The organism is Streptomyces sp. ADI95-17, assembly GCF_003846175.1.
Classification (GTDB): domain Bacteria; phylum Actinomycetota; class Actinomycetes; order Streptomycetales; family Streptomycetaceae; genus Streptomyces; species Streptomyces sanglieri.
The window spans coordinates 569,224-579,784 of sequence record NZ_ML123046.1 but is presented as its reverse complement, the minus strand read 5'-3'; the positions used below and the strand labels follow the sequence as shown (position 1 = coordinate 579,784).

The window sequence follows — 10,561 nt, the reverse complement described above, 5'->3', positions numbered from 1 at the left end:
TCCACCAAGATGGACTACAAGAACCAGCAGGGGCTCGGCGGCACCTTCTTCTGGGAGCTCAGCGGTGACACCACCGACGGCGAACTGATCAAGGCGATCAAGTAGTCACGGAACACCGGGACGGGGCGGCGGGCCGATCGGCCTTCCGCCCCGTTTCGTCCGTGATGAGGTGATCCGCTCGGGGGGCAACGTGCCGTGGTTCACGCGCCGTTCCCGCTCCGGCCGAAGCTCTCGCGGCTCACTCCGGCATGATGGAGCCGCACCCGCTCCGACAATGTGTTCCCAGGACCGCGGTGTGGCCCCAAGGAGGAGGATTCCGCTTGTCACGCCAGGTTCTGACGGTCTGTCCCGAGCGGCCCGACGGCTTCCGAACGATCGGTGAGGCGCTCGCCAGGGCACGCAACGGCGCCGTGATCAGCGTCCGTTCCGGCACCTACGCCGAGAGTCTGGTCATCACCGTCCCCGTCACCGTCGTCGCCGAACAGTCCCGCGGCAGCGTCGAGATATGCCCGCCCCACGGCAGTGCCGTGGTGCTCCAGGCCGAGGCCGTGATGCTCACCGATCTGGTGCTGCGCGGCCGCGACGAGGAGCTGCCGGTGGTGGACGCGCCGCGCGGCCAGATCGCGATGGACGGCTGCGACATCACCGGTGCCTCGTGGACCGCCCTGCTGGCCCGTGGGTCCGGTTCGGTGGCGCTGCGGGACTGCCGGGTGAGCAATCCGCGCGGCGCCGGTCTGGTGGTGACCTCGGCGGTGGAGAGTTCCGCCGAGTCCTGCACGGTCGAGCACCTGGGCACCTCGGGCGTGGTGATCGGTGAACGCGGCCGGATCACACTGCGCGGCTGCACCATCCGCGACGCGCGCGCCAACGGAGTGCTCGCCAACGGCGAGGGACAGGGATCGGTGGAGGAGTGCGACATCTCCTCCACCGACAAGCCGTCCATCGCGCTGGAGGAGCAGAGCACCACCCGGGTCCTGCGGACCGTGGTCCACGACACCGGGGTGGGCGTCCACCTCTCCTCCTCGGCCCGGACGGTGCTGGAGGACATCCGGGTGACCGGCACCAACGGACCGGGCATCGTCCTGTCCGGCGGCACCGATCCGCTGCTGCGCCGGTGCCGTACCGCCCGTACGAAGGGGCCCGGCCTGCTGGTCTCGGACCGGGCTCGGGGCACCTTCGAGGACTGCTGGCTGGATTCGGCCGAGGACGCCGCGCTGCACGTGCGGGGCTCGTCCTCCCCGGTGCTGGTCGGGCTGACCGTCCGGGACAGCGTGCAGACGGGGGTGCTGCTGGAGGAGGAGTCGGTCGCCGAGCTGGACCGGCTCGAAGTGCTCGACGCGGGCGGCGCGGGCCTGCGGATACGCAGCGGCGCCAATCCGCTGGTGCGCAGGGCCAGGATCGGCGCCGCGAAGGGGCACGGCGTGGAGGTCGTCAAGGACGGCCGGGGCCGGCTGGAGGACTGCGAGATCGAACGGCCGGGCGGCGCCGGGATCCGGGTCGCCGACAACGGCAACGTCTATGTCGGCGGGGGCGCCGTGCACGGCGCCGCGCACGGCATGTCGGTGGCGGCGGGCGGCAGCGTCACCGTCCGGGACTGGGACGTCCGGGAGGCCACCGACTCGGGTGTGGTGGTCGAGGACGGCGGCGAACTGACCGCGACCCGGCTGCGGATCGCCGCCGCGGCGGGGCACGGGGTGCTGCTCGCCCAGGGCAGCCGGGGCGCCTTCACCGCCTGCGAGGTGAGCGGCTCGGGCCGGGACGGCTTCCGGGTGGAGACCACGGCCGCGGTGTCGGTGGTCAACTGCACGGCGAGGGACAACGAGGGCGGCGGTCTGGTGCAGGCCCTGGCGGGCGACCGGCTGGCGGTCGAGCACCTGACCAGCACGGAGAACGGCAAGCGGGACGCCTGGGGGCTCGGCGAGGCCGAGGGCACCGATCCGGCCGGCACGGGCGCGTCCGGCACCGGCGCGGGGGCGGCGCGCGAGGACGGCCCGCTGGCCGAACTGGACGCGCTGATCGGCCTGGAGAACGTCAAGCACCAGGTGCGCACGCTGGTCAATCTGATCCAGCTCGCCCAGCGGCGGGCCCGTCTCGGTCTGCCGGCCCCGCCGATGAGCCGGCACCTGGTCTTCTCCGGGCCACCCGGCACCGGCAAGACCACCGTCGCCCGGCTCTACGGGGCGATCCTCGCCGAGCTGGGCGCACTGCCCTCCGGCCATCTGGTGGAGGTGTCGCGCGCGGACCTGGTGGCACAGATCGTCGGCGGCACGGCCATCAAGACCACCGAGACGTTCAAACGGGCGCTGGGCGGGGTGCTGTTCGTCGACGAGGCGTACAGCCTGCTGTCGGACGGGCGGGGTTCGGGCGCCGACTTCGGCCGGGAAGCGGTCGACACGCTCCTGAAGCTGATGGAGGACCACCGCGACGACGTCGTCGTGGTCGCCGCCGGGTACGCGGACGAGATGCGGGACTTCCTCGGCTCCAACCCGGGTCTCGCCTCGCGCTTCTCCCGGACGGTCGAGTTCGAGAACTACGCGGTCCCCGAACTCGTCGCGATCATCGAGAGCATGTGCGCCCAGCACCGTTACGAGCTCGACGAGTCGACGCTCGGCGCGCTCGCCACTCACTTCGAGCGGATGCCCAGGGACGCCGGCTTCGGCAACGGCCGGGCCGCCCGGCAGGTGTTCGAGGAGATGGTGGACCGTCAGGCGTACCGGCTGGCCGCGCTCCCCGACGCCGACGAGCAGGACCTCACCCGGCTGCTGCCCGAGGACGTCGGCGAGGAGGCGGCGGCCGCGGTGTCCGGGCAGCCGGCCGACGGCGGGGCGGAGAGCGACCCGCTGGCCCGCCTCGGGGACATGGTGGGTCTGGCCGCCGTCAAGCGCGATGTCACCGACCTGGTCAATCTGCTGGCCACCGCGAAGAAGCGGGAGGCGGCCGGGCTGCCCGCGCCGCGGATCAGCCACCACCTGGTCTTCACCGGGCCGCCCGGCACCGGCAAGACCACCGTCGCCCGGCTCTACGGCGAGCTGCTGAAGTCGCTCGGAGTACTGCCGCGCGGCCAGCTCGTCGAGGTGGCCAGGGCGGACCTGGTCGGCCGGTACGTGGGACACACCGCCCAGCTCACCCGGGAGGTGTTCGACCGGGCCAGGGGCGGGGTGCTGTTCGTCGACGAGGCGTACACACTGACCCCGGAAGGGTCCTCGGGCAGCAGCGACTTCGGGCGCGAGGCGGTGGACACGCTGCTGAAGCTGATGGAGGACCACCGCGACGAGGTGGTGGTGATCGTCGCGGGCTACACCGGTGAGATGGAGCGCTTCCTGGCGTCCAACCCCGGTCTGTCCTCACGGTTCTCCCGGCGGGTCGAGTTCGCCGACTACTCCTCGGACGAGCTGGTCACCATCGTCCGCCAGCACGCGTCCGCGTCCGGGTACGAGTGCGCGGCGGGCGCCGGTGCGGTCCTGCGCGAGTACTTCGACGCGCTGCCCAGGGACCGTTCGTTCGGCAACGCGCGGCTGGCCCGGCAGGTCCTGGAGGGCATGATGACCCGCCAGGCGGGCCGGCTCAGCACCATGGCGGCGCCCGGTCTGGACGATCTGCGGCTGCTGCTGCCGCAGGACGTCGTGCGCCCGCAGGCGGTGCCCGAATGAGGGCCGCACGCCGTGCCGGACGGGTTCCGGCCGCCGCGTTGCTCGCCGCGGCGATGGTGCTGCCGGCCGCCGGTCCCGCCGCGGCCGACGGCGAGAAGGTCAGGCTGCCGGTGATGCCCGCGCGGCTCGATGCCGGCGATCCGTGCACCGGCGGGTCGAAGGCGCGGGCCACGGCGGTGCCGTGGGAGCAGCAGAACCTCCAGCTCGCCCGCACCTGGACGTTCGGCAGGGGCGCGGGGGTGAAGGTCGCGGTGGTGGACACCGGGGTCTCGGCGCAGGCGCCGACGCTCGCGGGCCGGGTCTCGGCGGTGGGTTCCGCCGGGGCGGACTGCGTGGGCCACGGGACGTTCGTGGCCGGGCTGATCGCCGCCGCGCCCGCGAAGAACGTGCGGGTCGCCGGGGTCGCCCAGGAGTCCCGGATCATCGCGGTGCGGGGCACCGACGAGCGCGGGGCGGCGACCGCGGCCTCGGTGGCCGCCGGGATCCGGGCGGCCACCGACGCGGGCGCGAAGGTCGTCCAGGTCTCCCCCGCGCTGGCCGCCGACTCGGCCGGGCTCGCCTCGGCGGTGAAGTACGCGGCGGCCCACGACGCGCTGATCGTGGCCGCCGCGACCCCCGACCCGGCGCGTTCGTCGCCGGGCCGGGAGCCCGAGCCGCCGCGCGACTACTGGCCCGCATCGGCCCCCGGGGTCCTCTCCGTCATCGACATGGACGCGCGGGGCACCCGCCCGGACGGCGCACCGGCCACCCGTGGCGCGGACCTCGCCGCCCCCGGTGACGGGGTCGTGGGCGTGGGTCCGCGCGGGACGGGGCACTTCATCGGGTCGGGGGCGTCGTTCGCCGCCGCGTACGCGGCGGGCACGGCCGCGCTGGTGCGGTCGGCGCATCCGGAGCTGTCGGCCGCGCAGACGGCGCAGCGGCTGACCCGTACCGCCTACCCGGCGGACGTGCCGCGGCTGGACCCGTACGCCGCCGTCACCTCCGTACCTGATCCGGTCAAGCGCACGGAAGCGGTGCGGGACGACTCGGTGGTGATGCCGCCGGGCAACGGCAGCGGGGGTGCCACCCGGCGGGCGGTGTGGATCGCGGTGGGCGGCGGTTCGCTCGCGCTGCTGGTCGCGTGGGCGGCGCTGGTCGCCCCTCGCGGCCGGGCCCGCGGCTGGCGTCCGGCGGGCCGCCGCCCGGTGGCCGGGACGACGGGCGACTGACCGGCCGCGGAAACGCGAAGGGCCCCGGGGTGCGCGCACCCCGGGGCCCTTGCCGTGCGGCTCAGGCCCCGGCCTCCTCGGCCAGTGCGGTCTGTACGAGGGTGGCCTTGCGCCGGACGATGTACTGGGCCCGGCCCGGCGGCAGGTTGCGCGGCTTCACATTGCCGAACACATAGCCCTCGGACGGCGGGCAGGACAGCAGCATGCCGGGCGTGTTGACCTCGTCCAGGCGGCGCAGCAACTGGTCGTTGAGGCCGCGGCCGGAGCCGGTGGCCGACCGTACCGCCACCACGTGCAGCCCGACCTCGTAGCCGAGCGCGAGGTGGTCCAGGAGCGGGGCGAACGGGTGGTCGTAGGAGCCGGTGCCGCTGACCATGTCGTAGTCGTCGATCAGGACGAACAGCCGGGGCCCGGTCCACCAGTCGCACTGCCGCATCCGGGACGGGGCGATGTCCGGGCCGGGGAGCCTGGTCTTGATGGCGCGGGCCGCGCCGCCGACCATTTCGCGCAGGGCGTCGACCGCGACGACGTGGCCCAGGCGGTACTCCTCGGGTACGGCGTCGACCAGTTCGCGGCGGTAGTCCACCACCAGGATGCGGGCCTCGGCCGAGGTGTACCTGGCGGTGATGGAACGGACCAGCAGGCGCAGCAGGTTGGTCTTGCCGCTCTCGCTGTCGCCGATGCCGATCAGGTGCGGGGTGCGCCCGAAGTCGTGCCAGACCGGCGAGAGGGTCTCCTCGTCCAGGCCGATCGGGACGCGCAGCCCCTCGGTGCGCTCCGGCTGCGGGAGTTCGGCGGCCGGGAGGCGGTGCGGCAGCATCCGTACCGGCGGGGCCGGTGGTCCCTGCCAGTGTCCGGCGATCCGGTCCACCAGGTCGGCGACGCCCTCGGCGAGGTCGTCGGCGCTGTCGCTGCCGTCGATGCGGGGCAGGGCGGTCAGGAAGTGGAGCTTGCCCTCCATGGTGAGGCCGCGGCCGGCGCCGCGCGGCACGGTGGCCGCCTTGCGGATGTCGATCATCGAGTCCATCGGGTCGCCGAGCTTGAGCTCCAGCCGGGTCAGCGACTGGTCGCGGACCTGGGCGGGGAGTTCGATCCAGCGGGCGGTGGTGACGACCAGGTGGACGCCGTAGTTGAGGCCGCGGGAGGCGATCTGGTGGAAGGTGGGGATCAGCGAGTCGAAGTCCTGCTTGACCGTGGCCCAGCCGTCCACGACCAGGAAGACGTCGCCGTGCGGTTCCTCGGGGAACTCCCCGGCGGCGCGGCGGCGCCGGTAGGAGGCCATCGAGTCGATGCCCTGGTCCTGGAAGAACTGCTCGCGTTCGTTGAGCACGGCGGTCACCTCGGCGACCGTACGGCTGATGCGTTCGGTGTCGAGCCGGCCCGCGACGCCGCCGACGTGCGGCAGCCGGGACAGTGCGGAGAGTGCGCCGCCGCCGAAGTCCAGGCAGTAGAACTGCACTTCGCGCGGGGTGTGGGTGAGGGCGAGCGCGCTGATCAGGGTCCGTACGACGGTCGACTTGCCGCTCTGCGAGCCGCCCGCGACCGCGACGTGGCCGCCGGCGGCGGAGAGGTCCACCGTCAGCGGGTCGCGGCGCTGCTCGAACGGCATGTCGACGAGTCCCAGCGGCACCTTGAGCCTGCCCGGCCCCGAGGTGCCCGCCGGGGTGAGGCCCCGTTCCGGGTGGGGCTCGGGCGAGGGCAGCAGCAGGTCGAGGGCGGGCGGCAGGTCCAGCGGCGGCAGCCACACCTGGTGGGCGGCCGGTCCGGAGCCGCGCAGCCGGTCCAGGGCGACGGAGAGCAGGGTGTCGCCGGTGTCGGGCTCCTCGGCCGAGGCGGCCGGTTCGGGGTCGGGGGTTCGGGCGGGGGCCCGCGGCACGACCCAGTCGGTGGTCCAGGGCATCACCTGGCTGGCGACCCTGGCCTGCACGGCCGCGCCGCGCCGCTTGCGGTAGGGGCCGGAGACGTACGCCGCGCGGAAGCGGGTCAGCGCCTCGACGCCGCTCTTCAGGAAGCCGCTGCCGGGCTGGGAGGGCAGCTGGTAGGCGTCGGGCACGCCGAGCACGCCGCGCGACTCCATCGCGGAGAAGGTGCGCAGCCCCACCCGGTAGGAGAGGTGGCTCTCCAGCTGGTGCATGCGGCCCTCGTCCAGTCGCTGGGAGGCGAGCAGCAGATGGACTCCGAGTGAACGGCCGAGCCGTCCGATCATCACGAACAGGTCCATGAACTCGCGGTGCGCGGAGAGCAGTTCGCTGAACTCGTCGACTACGACGAAGAGGCTGGGGAGCGGTTCGAGGTCGGCGCCGGCCGCGCGGGCCTTCTCGTACTCCAGCGCGGAGGTGTGGTTTCCGGCGCTGCGCAACAGTTCCTGGCGGCGGACGAGTTCTCCGTGCAGGGCGTCCTGCATGCGTTCCACGAGGGCGACTTCGTCGGCCAGGTTGGTGATCACCGCGGAGGTGTGCGGGAGTTCGTCGAGGCCGAGGAAGGTGGCGCCGCCCTTGAAGTCCACCAGGATGAAATTGAGTGTTTCGGAAGAGTTCGTGAGGGCGAGGCCGAGCACGAGGGTGCGCAGCAGCTCGCTCTTGCCGGATCCGGTGGCACCGATCAGCATGCCGTGCGGGCCCATGCCGCCCTGCGCGGACTCCTTGATGTCCAGTTCCACCGGGATTCCGTCGGCGCCGACGGCGACCGGGACGCGCAGCCGGGCGGCGCCGGTCGAGCGTTCCCAGAGGGTGGCCGGCTCGTGCCGGTACAGGTCGGGGATGCCGAGCAGGGTGGTGAGCTCGACGTCGGTGTCCAGCGGCTGGGCGGCGTCCGCCGAGAGGCTCATCCGGTACGGCGCGAGCAGCCTGGCCAGCGCTTCCGCGGCGGCCGGGCCCATGGCGTCGGGGCGGCCGAGGAGGGTGGTCTGCTCCTTGCGGCTGCGGTCGGTGCGCACGAGGTTCAGGGCGTCCGGCTGCACGTCGAGGCGCAGGGTGGTGCGGCCGGGGCGCCAGCTGAGGGCGCCGGACAGGTCGAGCACGACGACGTTGCGCAGTCCGGGGCCGTCCAGGCGGTGTCCGGTGGGCACGGTGGTGCCGTCGACGACGATCACGGTGAACGGTTCGTCGCGGCCGGGCACGGCCTCGGGGTCGAAGACGGGCCGCTCGGAGAATTCGGCGCCGAGCAGCTCCTCCAGGTCACGGAAGGCGGAGGCGACCAGCCGGGAGGGGCCGGCGCCGTCCTGCTCCTGGGCGTGCTGGCTGTGCGGGAGCCACTTGACCCATTCCCACTCGGCGCGCCGCTCGTCGGCGACGCACAGGGCGATCCACAGCTCCTCCGGCGGGTGGAAGAAGGCGAGCTGGGACAGGACCGCGCGGACGGTGTCCCGTACCGCCCGGTCGTCGCCGCGGAACAGGATCCGGGTCCAGGACCGCAGGTAGAGGCCGGTGGGCTGGTCGGGGACGACTCCGTACGCCTTGATGAAGCGGCGCAGCGCGTGGGCGCAGAGCGGTTCGAGGTCCTCGACCGGTTTGGTCGCCGTCGGGGTGAGGCGCAGCGCGAGCTGCTGGTCGCCGACGGCTATGCGCACCTCGGCGAAGTCGTCGTCGGAGACCCGGCGCTCCCACAGCCGGGTGGAGCGCACCATGGTGCGCAGCACCCGGGGTTCGGGGTGCCGCCAGGCGAGGGCCTCCTGCTGGTCGCTGACCGCCTCGTGGACGCTGCGCCGGATCTGCGACAGATAGCGCAGGTAGTCGCGTCGTTCGCCGCGCAGCCGCTGTTTGCGCTCGCCGCCCTTGCGCATCATCTGGCCGATGAGCATGGCGGCGGAGGCGGTGACCATCATGCCGAGTGCCAGGTAGGTGAACACACTGCTGCCGCCGCCCGGACGCATGAACATCAGCATCATGGACACCGACATCATGGCCATCGGGAGATAGGTCCAGATCGCCGAGGAGTCAGGAACCGTCTCCGGCAGGGTCGGTGGCTCCTGGAGGTTCAGCTCTCCTTCGGGCATGTCCGGGCCGCGACGGCGGGCTGGGCGGCGGAAGAGGACCACACTCAACGAACAGACTCCTTCGACGACGGCGACGGCAGGCCGCGGACGGCGGCGGACCGCCCGCCGTGACGGGTGGACCGGACCGGGATGGGCGCACAGGAGTGCCGACCGGCGCACAAGCCGGACGGTTCCGGACCAACAGGGACTCGTGAGAGGTCCGTTGACGACGGCCCGGATGATGATCAGTAGTCTGCATCCGAATCACCAAGCGCGTCCACGTCGCATCCGACAAGTCCCCGAGAACGCGAGCCCTGACCTTGACCGACAGCTCCGTGGCGGGCCTGTGCCGCCTCACCATACGTGCCCCCGAAAAGACCATCGACCTTGCGGTGCCCGCCGATGTGCCGGTGGCCGATCTCCTTCCCACCGTGCTGCGTTACGCGGGTGAGGAACTGGAGGAGAACGGCCTGGACCACAGCGGCTGGGTGCTGCAACGGCTCGGCGGACCGGCCCTGGACGACGAGGGGACGCTGGAGACCCTCGACCTCAAGGACGGCGAGGTGCTGTATCTGCGCCCGCACACCGACGCTCTTCCCGAAGTGCGGCTGGACGACCTGGTCGACGGCATCGCCAGTGTGGTGCGCGACCGGCTGCACGGCTGGAGTGCCGACTCCAGTCGGCGGCTGTTGCGGGCCCTGTGCGTGCTGACCCTGCTCGCCGGTCTGGCCCTGCTGGCCTGGCCGGGCGGCCCTGCCGGGGTGCGTGCCGCCGGGGCGGGTGCGGTGGGGGCGCTGTTGCTGGCCGGGGCCGCCTCGGCGAGCCGGGCGGTGGGTGACGCGGCGGCCGCTGCGGTGCTCGGGTCGATGGCGAGTCCGTATCTGGCGCTGGCCGGCTGGCTGCTGCCGGGCGGCGATCTGGGCGGACCCGATGTGCATCAGGTGCTCGGGGCGAGGCTGTTGGCGGCGGGGGCCGCCGGTGCGGGCGGCGCGGTGCTGGGGCTCGCGCTCGCGGCGGTGTCCGTGCCGTTCTTCCTGGCGACGGCGGTGTTCTGGTGCGCCGTCGCACTGGGCGGGGCGCTGGCCGGGCCCGCCGGTCTGACGATGGACGGGGCGGCGACGGTGCTCGCCGCGCTGGCGGTGGTGCTGGGCGGTTTCGTTCCGGCCCTGGCATTCAAGCTGGCGGGGATGCGGATGCCTTCGCTGCCGACCAACTCGCAGCAGCTCCAGGAGGGCATCGAGCCCTACGCCGGTGGTGACGTGACCACCCGCACCGAGCTGGCGAGCGGCTGGATGACCGCGCTCTACGGGGCGGCGGGCACCGTCTGCGCGGCCTCTCTCGTGGTGCTGGCCGACGGTCCGAACCTGCCGGAGACACTGACCGCCTCGGTGCTCTCGTTGCTTCTGCTGCTGCACGGGCGCGGCATGGTCAATGTGCCGCAGCGGCTCGCGCTGCTGCTGCCCGGCATCTGGGGCGCGGCGCTGCTGACCCTGGCCCTTGCCGCGTCCCTGACGCCCGACGAGCGGCCGCTGCTGGTGGCGGGACTCGTGGCGTTCACCGCGCTGCTGGCGATCGTGTCGTGGACGGTGCCCGGGCGCCGGCTGGTGCCGTACTGGGGCCGCGCGGCCGAACTGCTGCACTCGGCACTGGCGATCAGCCTGCTGCCGCTCGCGCTCTGGGTGCTCGGCGTCTTCGCCGCGCTCCGGGCGATCAACGGCTGACCCGGAAGG

At 73.2% G+C, this 10,561-nt stretch carries 4 protein-coding genes; 3 read left to right on the top strand and 1 reads right to left on the bottom strand.

What is annotated here, in order from left to right; translation table 11 throughout:
* Positions 1 to 320 precede the first annotated feature (320 nt).
* Together EES42_RS16410 and EES42_RS16405 are read left to right on the top strand one after the other, a co-directional pair.
* Complete coding sequence (locus EES42_RS16410) at positions 321 to 3,650, top strand: right-handed parallel beta-helix repeat-containing protein (protein WP_206433482.1); 3,330 nt, start codon at positions 321 to 323, stop codon at positions 3,648 to 3,650.
* Positions 3,647 to 4,858, top strand: coding sequence for a S8 family serine peptidase (locus EES42_RS16405; protein ID WP_241196408.1), 1,212 nt, complete (start codon positions 3,647 to 3,649; stop codon positions 4,856 to 4,858). The genes EES42_RS16410 and EES42_RS16405 overlap by 4 nt, the downstream gene beginning before the upstream one ends.
* A 61-nt stretch (positions 4,859 to 4,919) precedes the next feature.
* Here EES42_RS16405 and eccCa read toward each other — a convergent pair whose 3' ends face one another.
* Positions 4,920 to 8,852 carry a type VII secretion protein EccCa gene (eccCa, locus tag EES42_RS16400; RefSeq protein WP_124719396.1) on the bottom strand — a complete coding sequence of 1,311 codons (3,933 nt, stop codon included), beginning with the start codon at positions 8,850 to 8,852 and terminating at the stop codon, positions 4,920 to 4,922.
* A gap of 299 nt (positions 8,853 to 9,151) precedes the next feature.
* On the opposite strand from eccCa, the gene eccD reads away from it, so the two are divergent.
* The gene (eccD, locus tag EES42_RS16395) at positions 9,152 to 10,552 is read left to right on the top strand and encodes a type VII secretion integral membrane protein EccD (protein ID WP_124718959.1); all 1,401 of its coding nucleotides are present in this window, start codon (positions 9,152 to 9,154) and stop codon (positions 10,550 to 10,552) included.
* Positions 10,553 to 10,561 lie beyond the last annotated feature (9 nt).

What these genes read in the sequence shown, in the direction of transcription:
- EES42_RS16405 (WP_241196408.1), top strand. Translation starts at nt 3,647, where the DNA reads ATGAGGGCCGCACGCCGTGCCGGACGGGTTCCGGCCGCCGCGTTGCTC.
- eccCa (WP_124719396.1), bottom strand. Translation starts at nt 8,852, where the DNA reads ATGCCCGAAGGAGAGCTGAACCTCCAGGAGCCACCGACCCTGCCGGAG.